This is a genomic window from Streptomyces sp. NPDC005393 (genome assembly GCF_040606675.1).
Lineage (GTDB): Bacteria > Actinomycetota > Actinomycetes > Streptomycetales > Streptomycetaceae > Streptomyces.
Window position 1 is genome coordinate 49,557 of sequence record NZ_JBEXFG010000014.1, and the last position, 16,668, is coordinate 66,224.

16 protein-coding genes are annotated in these 16,668 nt (G+C 71.7%); 8 read left to right on the top strand and 8 right to left on the bottom strand.

Annotated features, from left to right (window positions below; genetic code table 11):
• Positions 1–4: 4 nt before the first annotated feature.
• Entirely contained in the window at positions 5–1,117 is a 1,113-nt protein-coding gene (locus ABZS71_RS14820; protein ID WP_356210085.1) for a CapA family protein, read from the bottom strand.
• Between the two features lie 259 nt (positions 1,118–1,376).
• Here ABZS71_RS14820 and ABZS71_RS14825 point away from each other — a divergent pair, with 259 nt between their 5' ends.
• Positions 1,377–3,437, top strand: coding sequence for a phosphocholine-specific phospholipase C (locus tag ABZS71_RS14825; RefSeq protein WP_356210088.1), 2,061 nt, complete (start codon positions 1,377–1,379; stop codon positions 3,435–3,437).
• Between the two features lie 86 nt (positions 3,438–3,523).
• On the opposite strand, the gene ABZS71_RS14830 is transcribed toward ABZS71_RS14825, so the two are convergent.
• Positions 3,524–4,408, bottom strand: a complete 885-nt coding sequence (locus ABZS71_RS14830; protein ID WP_356210090.1) for an AraC family transcriptional regulator — start codon at positions 4,406–4,408, stop codon at positions 3,524–3,526.
• A gap of 274 nt (positions 4,409–4,682) precedes the next feature.
• Here ABZS71_RS14830 and ABZS71_RS14835 point away from each other — a divergent pair, with 274 nt between their 5' ends.
• The gene (locus tag ABZS71_RS14835; protein ID WP_355852208.1) at positions 4,683–5,255 is read left to right on the top strand and encodes a MarR family transcriptional regulator; all 573 of its coding nucleotides are present in this window, start codon (positions 4,683–4,685) and stop codon (positions 5,253–5,255) included.
• 61 nt (positions 5,256–5,316) lie between these two features.
• Here ABZS71_RS14835 and ABZS71_RS14840 read toward each other — a convergent pair whose 3' ends face one another.
• Positions 5,317–6,063 (bottom strand): dienelactone hydrolase family protein, encoded by a 747-nt coding sequence (locus ABZS71_RS14840; protein ID WP_356210093.1) that lies wholly within the window; start codon positions 6,061–6,063, stop codon positions 5,317–5,319.
• Between the two features lie 152 nt (positions 6,064–6,215).
• On the opposite strand from ABZS71_RS14840, the gene ABZS71_RS14845 reads away from it, so the two are divergent.
• The 3 genes from ABZS71_RS14845 to ABZS71_RS14855 all read left to right on the top strand — a co-directional run bounded on the left by ABZS71_RS14845 (position 6,216) and on the right by ABZS71_RS14855 (position 7,474).
• A complete protein-coding gene (locus ABZS71_RS14845; protein WP_356210096.1) occupies positions 6,216–6,398 on the top strand; it encodes a maleylpyruvate isomerase N-terminal domain-containing protein in 183 nt (60 codons plus the stop codon).
• Positions 6,399–6,501: 103 nt separating this feature from the next.
• Positions 6,502–7,008 (top strand): DinB family protein, encoded by a 507-nt coding sequence (locus tag ABZS71_RS14850; protein WP_356210099.1) that lies wholly within the window; start codon positions 6,502–6,504, stop codon positions 7,006–7,008.
• Between the two features lie 40 nt (positions 7,009–7,048).
• Positions 7,049–7,474, top strand: coding sequence for a hypothetical protein (locus ABZS71_RS14855; protein WP_356210101.1), 426 nt, complete (start codon positions 7,049–7,051; stop codon positions 7,472–7,474).
• A 35-nt stretch (positions 7,475–7,509) separates the two neighbouring features.
• Here ABZS71_RS14855 and ABZS71_RS14860 read toward each other — a convergent pair whose 3' ends face one another.
• The 5 genes from ABZS71_RS14860 to ABZS71_RS14880 form a co-directional block, all read right to left on the bottom strand.
• Positions 7,510–8,685, bottom strand: coding sequence for a damage-control phosphatase ARMT1 family protein (locus ABZS71_RS14860; protein WP_356210103.1), 1,176 nt, complete (start codon positions 8,683–8,685; stop codon positions 7,510–7,512).
• Positions 8,686–8,761: 76 nt separating this feature from the next.
• Positions 8,762–9,595, bottom strand: coding sequence for a pentapeptide repeat-containing protein (locus ABZS71_RS14865; RefSeq protein ID WP_355852192.1), 834 nt, complete (start codon positions 9,593–9,595; stop codon positions 8,762–8,764).
• Between the two features lie 115 nt (positions 9,596–9,710).
• Positions 9,711–9,944, bottom strand: coding sequence for a hypothetical protein (locus tag ABZS71_RS14870; RefSeq protein WP_355852189.1), 234 nt, complete (start codon positions 9,942–9,944; stop codon positions 9,711–9,713).
• Positions 9,945–10,006: 62 nt separating this feature from the next.
• The gene (locus tag ABZS71_RS14875) at positions 10,007–11,149 is read right to left on the bottom strand and encodes an inorganic phosphate transporter (RefSeq protein WP_356210106.1); all 1,143 of its coding nucleotides are present in this window, start codon (positions 11,147–11,149) and stop codon (positions 10,007–10,009) included.
• A 160-nt stretch (positions 11,150–11,309) separates the two neighbouring features.
• Positions 11,310–11,549 (bottom strand): hypothetical protein, encoded by a 240-nt coding sequence (locus ABZS71_RS14880; protein ID WP_356210272.1) that lies wholly within the window; start codon positions 11,547–11,549, stop codon positions 11,310–11,312.
• A gap of 77 nt (positions 11,550–11,626) precedes the next feature.
• Here ABZS71_RS14880 and ABZS71_RS14885 point away from each other — a divergent pair, with 77 nt between their 5' ends.
• From ABZS71_RS14885 to ABZS71_RS14895, 3 genes are all read left to right on the top strand, one after another.
• Positions 11,627–11,869, top strand: a complete 243-nt coding sequence (locus ABZS71_RS14885) for a LysR substrate-binding domain-containing protein (RefSeq protein ID WP_356210257.1) — start codon at positions 11,627–11,629, stop codon at positions 11,867–11,869.
• Positions 11,870–12,874: 1,005 nt separating this feature from the next.
• A complete protein-coding gene (locus ABZS71_RS14890; RefSeq protein WP_356210108.1) occupies positions 12,875–13,810 on the top strand; it encodes a TauD/TfdA family dioxygenase in 936 nt (311 codons plus the stop codon).
• Positions 13,811–13,871: 61 nt separating this feature from the next.
• A complete protein-coding gene (locus ABZS71_RS14895) occupies positions 13,872–16,655 on the top strand; it encodes a BTAD domain-containing putative transcriptional regulator (protein WP_356210111.1) in 2,784 nt (927 codons plus the stop codon).
• Positions 16,656–16,668 lie beyond the last annotated feature (13 nt).

Below are 16,668 nucleotides of genomic sequence, written 5' to 3' on the forward strand. Positions count from 1 at the left end.
CCGCTCACCCGCGTCGCAGGGTGAGCACGTCGTCGTGCTGGACGTCGACGTGTGAGCCGAGGCGGGAGCCGGCCCGGTCGAGGGATCTGCGGAGCCAGGCGACGTCCGGGTGGCCGGCGCGCCGCAGCCGCATCTGCCGTGACTGCAACGGCACCATACGGACGTCGATGAGCCGGCCAGTGTCCGGCTCCACCGTGACGAAGTAGAGAAGCCGCAGGTCGTCCCGGTACTGCTCATAGCCACCGATGCCCTCGTAGTCGTCGATGAGGTCGCCGCAGCCGTAGAGGATCAGCTTGCCGCGGTACACCTCGGCGGGGCGGGGGTGGTGCGAGGAGTGGCCGTGGACGAGGTCGACGCCACCGTCGATCAGGGCGTGGGCGAAGCGGATCTGATCCGCGGAGACCTCGTATCCCCAGTTGCCGCCCCAGTGGATCGAGGCGACGGCGATATCGCCCGGTCGTTTGATCTGCCGCACCCGGTCGGCGATCGCCACCGCGCGGCCGTCCGACAGCTCGGCGATGTAGTCGACCCCGGGCCGGTCGTCGGTCGCCGCCCAGCGGCCCGGGATGCCGCTGGAGGCCGCCCCGAAGGAAAAGACCAGGACGCGCCGGCCGTCACCGGCCGGGACGATGGCGGGGCGCCGCGCGGCGGCCGCGTCGCGGCCCGCTCCCGCCACCCGGAGCCCGGCGGCGGCCAGGGTGTCGAGTGTTTCCTCGAGTCCGCTCCGCCCGCCGTCGAGCACGTGGTTGTTGGCCAGGACGCAGACATCGGGCCGGGCCACGGTCAGGCAGGGGAGATTGGCCGGGCTCATCCGGTAGTGGACCTCTTTGCCGGAGGCGAATTCGCCACTTCCCGTGATGCTGGTCTCCAGGTTCAGCACCCGGACATCGGGCGCGGTCTCGTCCAGCACCGACAGGGCGTCGCCCCAGGGCCAGGAGAAGTCCACCGGCCATGGAATCGGGCCGTTCACCTCCTCGGCCAGCTCGACATAGGCCCGGGAGTCGCGGATGTACGGCTCCCGCAGCTCCGGGTCGCCGGGGTGCGGCAGGATCTGGTCGACGCCGCGGTCGAGCATCACATCGCCGCACACGAACAGCGTCAACGCATCGCCGTGCATACTCTCCAACGTAAGTCTTCACCCGCTGTGACGCCCATCGCCCGGTCGGCGCCCGGGGCCGGGCCCCGACCGGGCCGGGGACCGCACAGGCCCCGAGGCTCCGCGGGGCCCGACGACCGCCGGCGGGGCGCGGTGACCAAGGTTTACGGAGGCTTTTCCGTCGTTTCTCCCATGGGCCGTTGTGCGGTCCTGCCGGGCGGAAGAGACTGCCCCGGTTCCCCGCACCACTTCGGACGCCCCCCAGGAGACCCGGACCCTTATGACCTCCATAGACCGTCGAAGTTTCATGCAACTCGCCGGCACCACCACCGCCGTGTCCCTGCTGTCCACCAGCATCGCGCGCGCCGCGGAGATCCCGGCGAACCGCCGGACCGGAAGCCTGCGGGACGTGGAGCACATCGTGGTCCTGATGCAGGAGAACCGTTCGTTCGATCACTACTTCGGCACCCTGCGCGGAGTGCGGGGATTCGGCGATCCGCGTCCGGTGCGCCTGCCCAGCGGCAAGCCGGTGTGGCACCAGTCGGACGGTACGAAGGACGTGCTGCCGTTCCGCCCCGAGGTGAACGACCTCGGGCTGCAGTTCCTCCAGGACCTCAACCATGACTGGAAGGGCGGCCACGCGGCCCTCAACCAGGGTGCGTACGACAAGTGGGTACCGGCCAAGACCGCTACCACGATGGCGTACCTGACCCGTGAGGACATTCCCTTCCACTACGCGCTGGCCGACACGTTCACCATCTGCGACGCCTACCACTGCTCGTTCATCGGCAACACCGACCCGAACCGCTATTACATGTGGACCGGTTACACGGGCAACGACGGGGTGGGCGGCGGCCCGGTCCTCGACAACGCCGAAGCCGGCTACGGATGGACCACCTACCCCGAGCGGCTGGAGAAGGCCGGGGTCTCCTGGAAGATCTACCAGGACATCGGTGACGGCCTCGACGCCGCCGGCGGCTGGGGCTGGATCGAGGACGCCTACCGCGGCAACTACGGCGACAACTCGCTGCTGTACTTCAACCAGTACCGCAACGCCGCTCCGGGCGACCCGCTCTACGACAAGGCCCGCACCGGCACCAACGCCAAGGCCGGCGACGGCTTCTTCGATATCCTCCGGGCCGATGTGAAGGCCGGAAAGCTGCCGCAGGTCTCCTGGATCGCGGCGCCCGAAGCCTTCACCGAGCATCCCAACTGGCCCGCCAACTACGGTGCTTGGTATATCGCCCAGGTGCTCGACGCACTCACGTCGAACCCGGAGGTGTGGAGCAAGACGGCCCTCCTCATCACCTACGACGAGAACGACGGCTTCTTCGATCACATCGTGCCGCCGTACGCACCCGCCTCACCCCAGCGGGGCGCCTCGACCGTGGACACCACCGGAGAGCTGTTCCCCGGCTCGTCCTCGCAGGTGGCGGGTCCCTACGGGCTGGGGCAGCGGGTCCCGATGCTCGTGGTGTCGCCGTGGAGCAAGGGCGGCTGGGTGTGCTCCCAGACGCTCGACCACACCTCGATCCTGCGGCTGATCGAGCAGCGGTTCGGCGTCAAGGAGCCGAACATCTCGCCGTGGCGGCGCGCGGTGTGCGGAGATCTGACCGCGGCCTTCGACTTCGCACGGACCGACGCCCGCGTCCCGGCCCTTCCGGACACCAGCGGCTATCTGCCGAAGGACCACGACCGCCACCCCGACTATGTGCCGGCGCCCCCGGCGAAGCCCTCCCTGCCCCGGCAGGAGCCCGGACTGCGCCGCACCAGGCCGCTGCCGTACGACCTGTCCGCCGACGCCACGACCGGCGCCGACGGCACCCTGCGGGTCGGTTTCGTCAACCGCGGCGAGGCCGCGGCGCACTTCCACGTCACCTCCGCCACGCACACCGGCGGGCCGTGGGGGTACACGGCCGAGGCAGGCAAGCAGCTGGCCGGAAGCTGGCCCAGGTCCGCGCCGGACAAGGGCGGGTACGACATCGAGGTGTACGGGCCGGCCGGTTTCCTGCGCCGGTTCACGGGCCACGCCACCGGCAAGGGGCCCGAGGTGAGCGCCCGCCATGACCGTAAGACCGGGCAGATCAGGCTGACCCTCACCAACGAGGGCAGTACGACGGTCCGGCTCACCGTCACGGACCACTACCACGAGGAGAAGACGGCGACCCACCGACTGAAGCCGGGCGGGCGCGTCGTGCACACCGCGGACCCCCGCGAGAGCCACCACTGGTACGACCTGTCGGTGGTCTCCGACCACGACAGCGGCTATCTGCGGCGGCTGGCCGGCCATGTGGAGACCGGCCGGGCGGGCATGAGCGACCCCGCCCTCGCGACGGACTGAACCACCCGCCCGACATCAGGGGCCACACCCCGCGCGTCCGTCCGGCTCCCCGCCGGACGGACGCGCGGTGCGTAGGGGACGCGGAGTCAGGCCCGGTTGCCCGAGGCGCGGGTGCGGAAGCCGGCCGGGGTCTCGCCGGACCGGCGCCGGAAGAACTTGGTGAAGACCGTGGCATCGGGGAAGCCGAGCCGCTCGCCGATGGCCATGGCGGGCAGATCGGTGTGCACCAGCAGCCGCTTGGCCTCGAGCAGCACCCGGTCGTCGATGAAGCGCTTGGCGCCGCATCCGGCGATGGCGCGGGTCGCGCGGGTGAGGCTGCGGGCGCTGTAGCCCAGCCGCTCGGCGTAGTCCTCGACCCGATGCGTACGGGTGAAGTCGCGCTCCACCGCCCGCTGGAAGCGACGGAACGCCTCGCTGCCCGCCGCGTCGCCGTTCTGGACGCCCGGCAGATGCGCCAGGCGCAGCACGAGCACCGCGACCAGATGGCGGACCATCTCGATATGCGCCTCCAACGGCGCGGCCATCGCCCGGTACTCGCTCTCCAGCAGGTCCAGGACGCCGCGTACGGCCTGGGCGGCGGCGCCCTCGGGGACCAGCGGGCGCTGCCGGGCGCGGCGGTCCAGCCGGGCGGCCGCGGCGGTGGCGGCGCCCAGGTAGCCGGGCGGGAAGAGCACGACGGTGCCCTCGGCGGCGGTGAGATCGGAGCGGAACTGGTGGATCTGCCCGGGGCGCACCCACATCCAGCTCCCCTCGGTGAGCTCATGCTCGGTGAAGTCCACCGAGCAGCGCAGCACCCCGGAGCGCACGGTGATCAGCTGGTGGAAGGTGAGCCGCATCGGGGCGTACACGTCGAGGTCGTGGCCCCGGGCGCGGGCGAACAGGCCGGGGAAGTCCAGGACCGCCGCTCCCGGCGGGGCTCCCACGGAGGGCCGGAACGGGGCCTCGACCTCAGCCTGTCCGTTTCTGTCCATAGCGCGTCTTCAGTCTACGGCCGGGTTGCCCTCGTCCGCATCCAGCGTGGAGCGCGAGGCGATGACTCGGTGACCGAAAGAGTCACCGTAGGTGCCCGCCGTCCCGCCGCTGCGGACGAAGGCGGCGCAGGGCCCGCGTCCCGCGTGATCGCCGGATCCCCCCGGCACAACTCCGCGCGCCCGGCGGCCGATGCCACGGCTGGTGTCGGCGGCGCCGGGCGCGGGCGCCACCGTACAATCCGGCTCCGAACGATCCCTCGTGAGGAGCGTGCCCGTGCCCGGCCATCGATCCATCACCGACGCCGAGAAGCTGGTCGAGGCCAAGCTCGGCGGTCTCCCCCTCCACCGTGAGCAGATGGCCATGGTGTCCAACATCTACCGGGCCGCCTCGGCGGTGCGGCAGCACCTGGAGAACTCCGTGCTGCGCGGCTGCGATCTGACCTGGACCGCGTTCGTGGTGCTCTGGGTGGTCTGGATCTGGGGTGAGTCGGAGACGCGGAAGGTGGCGGAGGAGGCGGGCATCTCCAAGGGCACGCTCACCGGGGTCTCACGCACCCTGGAAGCCAAGGGGCTGATCAGACGCTCCCGCCACCCCAGCGACGGCAGGCTGGTGCTCCTCAGCCTCACCGGGGAGGGCGCATCGCTGATGCGGCGGGTCTTCCCGGAGTTCAACGAGGAGGAGGCGTTCGTGACCGCGCCCCTGACCGACGAGGAGTGCCGGCAGACCGCGGAGGCGCTGCGCCGGGTCGTCCTCCAGGTCGAGACCCGTGGCGAGGAGCGCCGCCTGACCCTGCTGGACGGCGCCGAGCCCGCGCCACGCCGCAGCGGACGCCGCCCCAAGGCGTGAGGGACAGCCCGGCCCGGGGGCCAGCGCCACGACCCGGTCCCCGACATACCCGGGCCGGTCGTCAGCCGGACGACTTCTCGGACGTCCCCTCCCATGTCTCGTCGAACAGGTCGAGCATGGCCCGCCACGAACGCTCGGCGGATGGCTCGTGGTAGCCGATCCCCGGGCGGAGGGACGGATCCGGGTCGAGGTCCGGGTGGGTGAAGCTGTGCAGGGCGCCACCGAAGATGATCATCCGCCAGTCCACCCCGGCGGCCCGCATCTCCTCCTCGAACATCCGGCGCTGCTCGGCCGGGATGAACGGATCCTCGGAGCCCACACAGACGAGGACCTTGCCGGTGATGCGGGCGGCGTCCTCGGGCCGGGTGGTCATCAGGCTGGGGTGAAAGCCGACGACGGCTTTGAGATCCGTGCCGCCGCGGGCGAGTTCGAGGGCCATGGTGCCGCCGAGGCAGTAGCCGATGGCGGCGAGCCGCGCCGGATCGGTCCTGGGTTCGGCGAGGAGTACGTCGAGCCCGGCGCCGCCGAGCGTACGGAGCCGATCGGGATCGGCGAGCAGCTCATTGACCCGGGCGAACATCTCCTCCCGGTCCTCGATGAACCGTCCCCCGCCGTGGTAGTCCAACGCGAAGGCGACATAGCCGAGACCGGCGAGCCGGTCGGCCCGCATGCGCTGATGCTCGGTGAGGCCGGGGCCCTCATGGGCGATCAGCACCGCGGGGCGTCGGCCGGTGCCGTCGGGCAGCGCCAGATGCCCTGCCATCGTCACGCCGTCCACCGGGTACGCGATCTCCCTGGTCGTCACCATCGCTTCACTCCTCAGCCGTGGGGTGTCGATCCGAACTGGGCGAAGCTAACAGCGGTCGCGCGCCGGGCGACCGCTGTTTCGCTCAGGGGCGATCCCCTCTGCCGATGGCGAAGTGGGACCCGTGGCCGACTGATGCGTGGCAGAGTGCGGCCATGGACTATCCAGCCCATTTCGGCCGTGAAACCGTGGCGTTCGAGGCCGCCGCTCGTCGTGCCGCCGCCGGGGGCGACGCGCCGCTGATCCCCTCCTGTCCCGACTGGACGATGTCCGATCTGGTGCTCCATCTGGGCGGGGTGCACCGCTATGTCGCCCGGATCCTATGTCGGCGAGCATGAGGTTCGCTGTCGCTGTCACGGGCCGAACGTAGAAGCCGGCGGCGCGCACCTCTGGCCCTGGGGTGAAACCATGGTCGGGGAACGACGAGCGAGGGAGCCACGCATGAACAGCGCGGATCTGCTGGCCGACGCCTTCGGGCGGGTGTACGAGGCGGTGCACTCGGCCGTGGAGGGGCTCACCACGGACGAACTCGCCGTACGGCTCGACAGCGGGGCGAATTCGATCGCCTGGCTGGTGTGGCATCTGACCCGCATCCAGGACGACCACATCGCCGACGCCGCGGGCACCGAGCAGCTCTGGACCGCCGAGGGCTGGTACGACCGGTTCGGCCTGCCGTTTCCCCCGGCGGCCACCGGCTACGGGCACCGGAGCAAGGACGTGGCGGCAGTGCGGGTGGCGCCCGAGCTGCTCACCGGGTACTACGACGCCGTGCACGAGCGCACGATCGCTTATGTGCGGGGGCTCAGCGACGCCGATCTCGACCGGGTCGTGGACGAGACGTGGAGCCCGCCTGTAACCCTCGGCGTCCGGCTGGTCAGCGTCATCTCGGACGATCTGCAACACGCCGGTCAGGCGGCCTTCATCCGCGGCGCGATCCGCAGACGATAGCCACGGCCACGCTCGGCGTGCGGGGGCGTCGAGCGAGTATGTGCTCGTCGGTGGCGGGTTCCGGGTGGACTGGCACGGGTCCGGCAACCTCGCCACCGCCTCCTTCCCCGCCACCGAGACCTCCTGGAAGGCGCGGTCGAAGGACCATCTGGTCTCGGATCCCGCCAATATCCGGGTGTTCGCCATCGCGCTGCGCCGCTATCTGCGGGTCGGGACGGTGTCGAACAGCTTCACCAGGGCCGATTCCGGTCAGTCCCCGCACCCGGCCGCCGTGGCGTCCGTGACCCCCGGCTACGCGCTGACGGGAGGTGGCGCGGAGGTGCACTACCGCAACGGGGGCAATCTGCTCTGGAAGCTGGAGCCGACCACCACCCAGACGCCGAGCTTCAGCGCGGCGTCCAAGGACCACCATGGGTCCGACCCGGCCACCATCACGGCCTACTCGGTGGGCATCCGCCTCTTCTGACGGCGTCCGCCCCGGCCCTCCGCCGGCGCCGCCCCTCAGCGCCGTACCTGGATCAGCGCATGGGTGCCGCTCGTACGCCAGGTGTTCTCCTGGGCGTTCAGCGCGGTCTCGGTGCGCTCGTCGAGACCGACGATCACGTCCGACTTGAGGGTGCGCAGCGCGGCCACCGGGCCGGGGAAGTATCCGGTGCGGGCGGCGAAGGAGGTGGTCGGGGGCCACATGCGGTCGCCCACAAGGCGCCGGTAGTTCAGATCGCCCTTCATCACGGTGAGGGTGGCGTCGGCGAACTCGCGCCGCAGGTCGTCGGGCATCTCGGCGTACGGCAGCGGGGCGCGGAAGAAGTCGTGCACCCGGACGGTGAGACGGCCGTCGCCCATGGCCGCCCACAGCCGCTCGCCGACCTCGGTCGCGGCACCCTCAGCCCGGATCAGATGACGCAGAGCATCGATGACATCCGCGGTGGTGGCGTCGGAGACGTAGTAGGGATACGGCTTGACCTGCAGAACGGCCCGCTCGGCGCGCCGGTGGCGCAGTACGTGGTCGATGAGGATGAGATCGGGGATCAGCTCGCGCCCGGCGTTGTCCGCGACCACGCACAGCGTGGCCGGGGCGCCGCCGGGCAGCAGCGACCACAGCGCCTGCGCGTCGTCGGCGACGAGCGGTGGCGCCTCCCCGCCACCCGGTTCGGCGCCCTCGGCGGTGACACGGAAGCCGAGGTCGGCGCGGTTGCCCCAGAGCGAGCCGTGCACCAGCGCGCTCGCCTGCTCCTCGACGGGCAGCCGCAGGATGTTGTCGAGCGCGGCCAGTTCCGCGTCGGCCTCGGGGCTGTGCAGCTCGGCGTGTTTGAAGGGCCGGAAGGGATCGATGCCCCGCCAGGGGCCGTTCGTGAAGTAGCCGACCGCTTCGAGGAGTTGGCGGTAGAAGTAGCTCTCGGCCCAGAGGAAGGGGACCTCGAACCAGGACCGGCCGAAGTACTCCCGCCCCCACGCCTGCCAGCGGTCGTGATCGTACGCGGTGGGTGTGAGCGGTGTGATGACACCCTCGGCGGTGTTGTCGCGCAGGGCATCGAGCGCACGGTGCTGTTCGGGGCCGTACGGAAAGGCGTCGCGCACCTTCTCGATCAGCGCCGGATGCCGCTCGGCCAGCACACTCCGGGAGAACGAACCGGGCTCATCGCTCAGGATCACGGGCGCGTCGGCGGCGTCGGACATGGCGCAAGGATGGCATACGCGCTCCCAGGAGCCGACGCTTCACTCACCGGGGGGCGGCCGGCAGGGAGGCCGGGAGCTACCAGTGCGCGGGCCGGGTGAGCGCCGAGGGCAGCCTGGTGGCGGCGTCGCCCCTGGCCGCGTTGAGCTGCGCCTGGGTGAGGAAGAGGGCATCCGTCAGATCGGCCCCGCGCAGATCGGCGTCGCGCAGATCGGCCCCGATCAGATCCGCCGCGGTCAGATCGGCCCGCCCCAGGTCGGCCGCGATGAGATAGGCCCCGCGGAGGTTGGCGCCACGCAGATCGGCGCCCTGGAGACGGGCGCCGATGAGATCGGCGCCCCTGCGGTTCTTCTTCTTGCCCGGGATCCTGGCCCGGACGAGCTCGCTCGTCCGCAGCAGCAGCTGGTTGACCTCGGCGCGGTGTGCCGCCACATCCAGCTCCATGAGGTCCTGGGCGGCGCCGCGGGTGAGGCGCTCCGTCTCGCGCAGGGCGTGGCGCAGCTCCCGGTGGAGGGGGCGGGCCGGCGTGAGGGTCAGCGCCTCGGTGAGGTACCACAGGAGTTCATGGAGCTGCCGCATGACAGGGAACACCGCGAACATCCGCGAGGCGGTCTCCGGGTGCCGCCGCCAGTCGCGGCCCTCGAAGGTGAGCTGGGAGACCTTCTGTCCGGCGCCGAAGCAGTCGAAGACCGTACAGCCCGAGAAGCCCTCCTCCCGCAGCCGGGTGTGGATGCCGCAGCGGAAGTCCGTCCGCAGATTGCCGCAGGGCTCCCCCGCGTCCTTGGTCGTGGCGAAGTCCGCCGACGCCGCGAAGGGCAGCGCGACGCAGCACAGCCCGAAGCAGCCGGCGCAGTCGGCCTGCAGTTCAAGGCGGTCCGTGGGGGCGGACGAGGCTTCGGGGGTGAGTGACACCGGGCGTGGTCTCCGCTTCGCGAGGCGCACCGCGGCGTACGGCGGTGCTCGGCATGGGCCCCTATTCTCCCAGCCCGGTGGCGGTACGGGACGGGCGCCCGGGGCGGCTGCGGGCTCAGCCGGGAATGATGAGTTCGATCCCGTAGGCCGCGATCGCCAGACACGCGGCGAAACACAGCAGCGCCGTGGCCGCGGCCACCTTGTCGGGTCCGCCGTGAGCGGCCCCGGGGTGCGGCGCGCCACCGCGGGCCCACGCGGCGATGCCGAGCGAGAACATCACGACCACCAGCACGGTGATCCCGAGACTGACCCCGAAGACTCCTCCGAGGGTGCTCCATTCGATGTCCATCTCGTTCGGTTTCCTCTCCTACGGCCCTGCGACGGCCCTGCGACGGCTCCTCCGGCGCGGGGTCACGCGGCCGAGCGCACGGTGTCCCCGGCGTGCTCGGGGGCAGGCAGCTCATTGACGTTGTCCGGGTTCACCGGGCGACGGCGGGACAGCACGCAGAAGCCCACGGCCGCCACGAGAGCGACGCCCGCCACCAGGGCCACACCCCCGTCGCCCTGGTCCGCCACCCAGGCCGCGACGCCGCCCACGGCCGCCGCCGCGGGCAGCGTCAGCAGCCAGGACGCGGCGATCCGCCCGGCGATGCCCCAGCGCACCTGGGCGAGTTTGCGGCCCAGCCCCGCGCCCAGGATGCTGCCCGTGCAGACCTGGGTGGTGGACAGCGCGAAGCCCATGTGCGACGAGGCGAGGATGACCGCGGTCGCGCTGGTCTCGGCCGCGAAGCCCTGCGGCGCCTGAATGTCGGTGAGCCCCTTGCCCATCGTCCGGATGATCCGCCACCCCCCGGCATACGTGCCCAGGGAGATGGCGAGCCCCGCGCTGAGCACCACCCACCACGGCGGTCCGGAGCCGTGGCCGAGCACACCGCCGGTGATGAGGGTGAGGGTGATGACGCCCATCGTCTTCTGGGCGTCATTGGTGCCGTGTGCCAGGGCCACCAGGGAGGCGGAGCCCACCTGGCCGGCGCGGAACCCCTTGCTGACGGTGCGGGTGGCCGCCCGCCGGGTGATCACATAGGCCAGATAGGTGGCGAGCATGGCCACCACGCAGGCCACGACCGGTGAGGCGACCGCCGGAATCACGATCTTCTGGAAGATCGCGTCGAAGCGCACCGCCGATCCGCCCGCCCCCACCCACACCGCGCCGATCAGCCCTCCGAACAGGGCGTGCGAGGAACTCGACGGCAGGCCGACGAGCCAGGTGATCAGATTCCACAGGATCGCCCCGATCAGCCCCGCGAAGATCATCACTGGGGACACCTTGATGTCGTCGACGATGCCGTTGGAAATGGTCTTGGCCACTTCCGTGGAGAGGAACGCCCCCGCCAGATTGAGCACCCCGGCGATGGCCACGGCGACCCGGGGGGACAGCGCGCCCGTGGCGATGGAGGTGGCCATGGAGTTGGCGGTGTCATGGAAGCCGTTGGTGAAGTCGAAGGCCAGCGCCGTGAGGATCACGGCCACCAGAAGGAAGGAAACAGAATCCATTCCGGACCTCCCACACCTGGGGCGATCCGCCACACTCGGCGTCGGACCGGCCGTGCGAAGACCGCTGCCTGATTCCCACGCTAAGCGCGGAGTCAGACAGTCGCCAACGCGGGTGTCCGGCCAAGGAGCCGGGCCGGGTTGGCGACAGGCGCGGCCCCGCTCATGCGGGCGTGAGGGAGGCTCGGGTGTTGAGCGCCCGTACGTCGCTTCCCGTGGCCTGCCGGTAGGTGTCGGTGACCCGGGCGAGCTCCCGTGGGCTGCGCCCGCCGTCCCGGTGCATGGCCCGGTTCGCCCGTACGACGGCCGCGGTCGCCTCGCGGCGCTCGGCCTCGTAACGGGCCATCCCGGCCGGTACATCGGCCGCGCTCGCGAGTTCACGGGCGAGGACACGGGCGTCCACGACGGCCTGGGAGGCGCCGTTGGCGCCCACCGGATACAATCGACGAGGCGTGCGCGGCCGCCGGTTTCACCCCGCATATCGCCTTCGAGGCCAGCGACCCGGAGGTACTCGCCCAGCTGGCCGAGCGCGGTCTGGGCGCGGCGATCCTGCCGGGCGCGTTCGCCGAGGCGCGGCCGGAGCGGCTGCGGACGATCGCCATCAACCGGCCGGCGCTGCGCGGGCGGTTGGCCTTCGCCTGGCGGGCGGACGGCCCGAGCGGTCCGGCCGGCCGGGCCCTGGTCGAGCGCGCCCGCGGCGCGCTCGGCATCGGCGGCGCGTAACCCCGCTCCCTTGGCGCGGTGTCAGACCGCGGGGACGGCCGAGGGGTTGCGGATGACGCCCCGAGCACCGCGGCCCGCGCGCCCGCCCCGGCGGCCTCGTTCGCGAGCGTCCGCATGATCAGGCTGCCCAGGCCCTTACGGCGCTGGTTCACCGCGGTCTCGATCTGGTCGACGACGGCGGTGTGGGCGCCCTGCGGGACCGCCACCTGGCCGCGGGCGGCGAAGGTGCCGTCGGCGGTGACCACCAGCGCGCGGGTGAGGCCGCCCCGCGTCCAGGTGCGCAGCCGATAGCCGTCGGGCACCGGCGCGGACACCGGCTCCAGCGCCGCCGACATCAGAAACCCGGGATCGTCGAAGCCCCAGCCGGGCGCCATCCAGGGCCTCACGGTCTCCCGCGGCAGCAACACCTTGAGCCAGGTGCCGGGCGCCGTGAAGGTCTCCGTGAGCTTGCGGACCAGCGCCTCGTCGGCCTCGGGCAGGACATGGCGGGTCACCTGGCGGGGCATTCCCACATCGAAGGTGAACCCCCAGTCCGCCTCCACCGGCGGCGATGCCAGGCGCGAGATGACCCAGCCTTCGACCCAGGCCCGCACCAGCTCCGGGTCCACCCGAGCGGTGTCCGTCTGCTCCGCGTCGAGCGGATTCGTGTTCACGCGATCCCCCGTCTGTAATAGGCAAGTTGGGCATGCACAGCTTACACGCCCCGTTGACAGCGTGGCAGGGAACATCCAGAATTGCCCGCATGACCAGGCGCCGGCTCGACACGACGGGACATCTGAGCGCCCCGGACCGGACCGGGTGTGAGCGCTCGGGGCGCTAGCCCCCCTTCCACTCCGCGCCACAAGGCCACCGCTTCCGCGCCACCGAGGCCACGCCGGTCATTCCCCTGACAATCCGGATATCGCGACGATCCGGACGGTTCACCGTGGTCCCCCGTGACGCGACGGCATCTCTCTCCCCTCCCGCCTGCCTCCTGTCACCGCATCACGTATGAGGAGAACCGCCATGACCGTTGTCGACACCCAGCCATCCGCCCTGCGTGCGGCGCCGATCCCACCGGACGGCATGTACGAGGGGCCGCGCGACCTGCGGCGCCTGCCCGAGGGGTGGGAAGAGCGTCCGTACGAGCGGTTCGAACTGGTACCGCACGGGCGCGTCATCGGCGCCGGGATACGTGGCGTCGATCTCTCCCAACCGCTGGAGCCCGCGCTGCGCGAGGAGCTGAACCGCGCCCTGCTGGAGTGGAAGGTGCTCTTCTTCCGCGGTCAGCACCTCACATCGGCGCAACAGCGCGGCTTCGCCCGCCACTGGGGAGAGCTGGAGACCAACCCGCTCCTCGCCACGGGCTCCAGTGAGGATGTCGTCCGCTTCGACAAGAGCGCCGGCACCACCCCGACCTTCGAAAACGTCTGGCACACCGATGTCACCTTCCGCGAGCGGCCCGCGCTCGGCGCCGTGCTCCAGCTGCGCGAGGTCCCGCCCGTCGGCGGGGACACCCTGTGGGCCGACATGGCCGCCGCGTACGACAATCTGCCGCCCCAGGTGAAGGACCGTATCGAGGGCGCCACGGCCGTGCACGACTTCATCCCCGGCTTCGCCCGCTTCTACGGACCCGAGCGGCTCGCCGCGTTCCAGGAGGCGTTCCCGCCCGTGGAGCACCCGGTCGTACGCGTCCATCCGGAGACCGGGCGGCGGATGCTGTTCGTCAACACCTCCTTCACCACCCGGATCACCGGGATGGAGCGGGAGGAGAGCGACCGGCTGCTGAGCTTTCTGTGCCGGCAGGCGCATGTCCCCGAGTACCAGGTGCGTTTCCACTGGCAGCCGGGCGATGTGGCGTTCTGGGACAACCGGGCCACCCAGCACTACGCGGTCAACGACTACGCCCCGCACCGCAGGGTGGCCGAGCGCGTCGCCATCGAGGGCGACCGGCCCTTCTGACGGCGTCTCCGGTATAACCGTGTCCAACGTGGTCAGTTGACGATCCGATGAGAGGCGACGGGTGCGATACCGGGTCCTTGGGGCGCTTGAGCTGTGGGACGGCGACCGATGGACCTCCCTCGCCCCGGCCAAGTGGCGGACGCTGCTCGGGGTGCTGCTGTGCCACGCCAACCGGACCGTGACCACCGAACGGCTGCTGGACGAGCTCTGGGGCGGGGAGCAGACGCCCCAGAGCGCCGCCAAACTGGTGCAGACCTATGTCTCCCGGCTCCGCCAGAGCCTGGGCGACGATTCCGGGCAGATCCTGATCACCCACAAGCAGGGCTACAAGGCGCATGGCTACCGACTGGCCGTGGAGACGGCCGAGTTCGACGCGCACCGCTTCGAGCAGCTCGTCGAGGAGGGGCGGCGCGGGCTCGACCGGGAGGCCCCGGAGGCTGCCGCGGAGCGGCTGCGCGAGGGCCTGGCGATGTGGCGGGGCGACCCGTTCGCCGATGTGCCGACGACACCGTCCGTGGCGGCGGAGACCACCCGGCTCGAAGAGTGCCGGCTCCAGGCCCTGGACGCCCGGATCGAGGCGGATCTGCGCTGCGGCCGGCATGCGGCCGTCCTCGGCGAGCTGGAGGCGCTGACGGCCGAGCATCCCTTCCGGGAGGGGCTGCGCGGCCGGCTGATGCTGGCCCTGTACCGCTCCGGCCGGCAGGCCGATGCCCTGGCCGCCTACCGCGATCTGCACCGGGTGCTGGACGAGGAGCTCGGCGTCGAGCCGATCCCGCCGCTGCGACAGCTCCAGCAGCGGATCCTCAGCGCCGACGCCTCCCTGCTGGCGCCGCCGAACCCCGGGGCGGACCGGCCCGCCCCCGCCGCCGCTCCCCGTCCCGCCACCAGGGGACCGCGGCAGCTGCCGCCCGCCAGCCCCGCCTTCACCGGCCGCCATGGTGAAGTGGCCGTGATCGAGGCGCTGATGGAGGCGGACGCGGACGTCGAGGCCGAGACCAGCGCGGGCGGGCGGCCCGTGGTGATCGCGGCCATCGACGGCACCGGCGGAGTCGGCAAGTCGACCCTGGCCATCCACGCGGCCCACCACCTCGCCGACCGCTTCCCCGACGGCCAGCTCTACGTCGATCTGCATGGCGCCACCGCCGGGCTGTCGGCCCTCGACCCGGGTGAGGTGCTGGGCCGGTTTCTGCGCGCCCTCGGCATGGACGGATCGAGCGTGCCGAGCGACACCGACGAGGCGTCGGCCCAGTTCCGCTCGCTCGTGGCGGGCCGACGGCTGCTGGTCATCCTGGACAACGCGGCCGGTGTGGACCAGGTGCGGCCACTGCTGCCCGGGGGGACGGGCTGTGCCGCGCTGGTCACCAGCCGCGAGATGCTCACCACCCTCGAAGGCGCCACCCATCTCCATCTTGACGTCCTCCCCCGCGACCAGGCCGTCGCGCTGCTGGAGCGGATCGTCGGCGCGGAGCGGGTGCGGGCCGAGCGCGAGCGGGCCGAGGAGATCACCCGGCTGTGCGGCGGGCTGCCGCTGGCGCTGCGGATCGCCGGCGCCAGGCTGGCCGCCCGCCCCGCGTGGCCGCTGCGCACGCTGGTGGCCAAACTGACCGACGCGCGCGGCCGGCTGGACGAGCTGCGCTTCGGCGATCTGGCCGTCCGCACCAGCTTCCAGGTGAGCCACGACGGCTTCCGGCTCGGCCGACGCTCCGACGATCAGGACGCGGTCCGCGCCTTCCGGCTGCTCAGCACCCTGCATGGACCGGATGTGAGCCTGCCGGTGGCCGCCGCGCTGCTGGATCTGCCCGCCGACCGCACCGACAACGCGCTGGAGCGGCTGGTCGACGCACAGCTCCTGGAGAGCCCCGACTCCGTCCGCTACCACATGCACGATCTGCTGCTGCTGTTCGCCTCGGAGCAGGCGGAGCGGGAGGAGTCCGAGGCCGATCGCACGGCGGCGCTGGAGCGGGCGCTGTCCTGCTATCTGGCCACCACACAGCGCGCGGTGACCCTGATCGACCCGAGCCGCCCCTGGCCCCGGCAGCCCGTCGAGGGCCGTGTGGTTCCACTCCAGGACCGCGGCGAGGCCGAGGTCTGGCTGAAAACCGAGCTCCCCAATCTGCTGGCCGCCGTCGCCCACGCCGTGGACCCGGCCCGGCCCGAGCCACTCGTGCGCCTCGGCGTGGGGCTGACGCAGGCACTCCAGTGGTTTCTGTATCCGCGGGCACACGCCCAGGACCTCCAGACGGTCAATGAGCTGGCCATCCGGGCCGCCCGCCGGCTGGGGGACCCGGAGAGCGAGGCATGGGCACTGGACGGGCTCGCGGGTGCGTACTGGCTGCAGCACAGCTATGACGACGTACGGTCCGCCCTTCGGTCCGCGCTGGAGATCTGGCGCGCGCTGGGCCATCGCGAAGGCGAGCAGCGGTCCCTGTGCAACCTCGCGGACGCCCTGTCCGAGCTGGGGCTCTACGACGAGGCCATCGCCGTCCAGGAGCGTCAGCTGGCGCTCGCCCGGGAGACCGGGGATCTGACGGCCGAGGTGATCGGCCTCGGCAACCTCGGCCGGGCGCATCGGGGTCTCGGCCACCCGGAGACCGCCCTGAGCTGCTTCCGGGAGAGCCTGGAGCACGCCCGTCGGACCGGCAACATCCACCATCAGGGCTTCGCCCTGTACGAGATCGGGATCACCTACATGGAACAGGGGAAGTTCCCCGAGGGCCGGGCGCATATGGACCAGGCGCTGCCGGTGTGGAAGCGGCCCGGTACGCACGAGAGTTGGCGGGGGCACACCTGGAGCGGGCTCTTCCCCGCCTGTATGACGCTGCAGATCGGCCCCGGCCCCCGCTGAGGCGGGTTCCGGG

Excerpts from the sequence above, each read along its gene's own strand:
- ABZS71_RS14860 (WP_356210103.1), bottom strand. The coding sequence starts at position 8,685 with ATGTCCGACGCCGCCGACGCGCCCGTGATCCTGAGCGATGAGCCCGGT.
- ABZS71_RS14830 (WP_356210090.1), bottom strand. The coding sequence starts at position 4,408 with ATGGACAGAAACGGACAGGCTGAGGTCGAGGCCCCGTTCCGGCCCTCC.
- ABZS71_RS14890 (WP_356210108.1), top strand. The coding sequence starts at position 12,875 with ATGACCGTTGTCGACACCCAGCCATCCGCCCTGCGTGCGGCGCCGATC.
- ABZS71_RS14850 (WP_356210099.1), top strand. The coding sequence starts at position 6,502 with ATGAACAGCGCGGATCTGCTGGCCGACGCCTTCGGGCGGGTGTACGAG.
- ABZS71_RS14840 (WP_356210093.1), bottom strand. The coding sequence starts at position 6,063 with ATGGTGACGACCAGGGAGATCGCGTACCCGGTGGACGGCGTGACGATG.
- ABZS71_RS14825 (WP_356210088.1), top strand. The coding sequence starts at position 1,377 with ATGACCTCCATAGACCGTCGAAGTTTCATGCAACTCGCCGGCACCACC.
- ABZS71_RS14870 (WP_355852189.1), bottom strand. The coding sequence starts at position 9,944 with ATGGACATCGAATGGAGCACCCTCGGAGGAGTCTTCGGGGTCAGTCTC.
- ABZS71_RS14875 (WP_356210106.1), bottom strand. The coding sequence starts at position 11,149 with ATGGATTCTGTTTCCTTCCTTCTGGTGGCCGTGATCCTCACGGCGCTG.
- ABZS71_RS14845 (WP_356210096.1), top strand. The coding sequence starts at position 6,216 with ATGGACTATCCAGCCCATTTCGGCCGTGAAACCGTGGCGTTCGAGGCC.
- ABZS71_RS14820 (WP_356210085.1), bottom strand. The coding sequence starts at position 1,117 with ATGCACGGCGATGCGTTGACGCTGTTCGTGTGCGGCGATGTGATGCTC.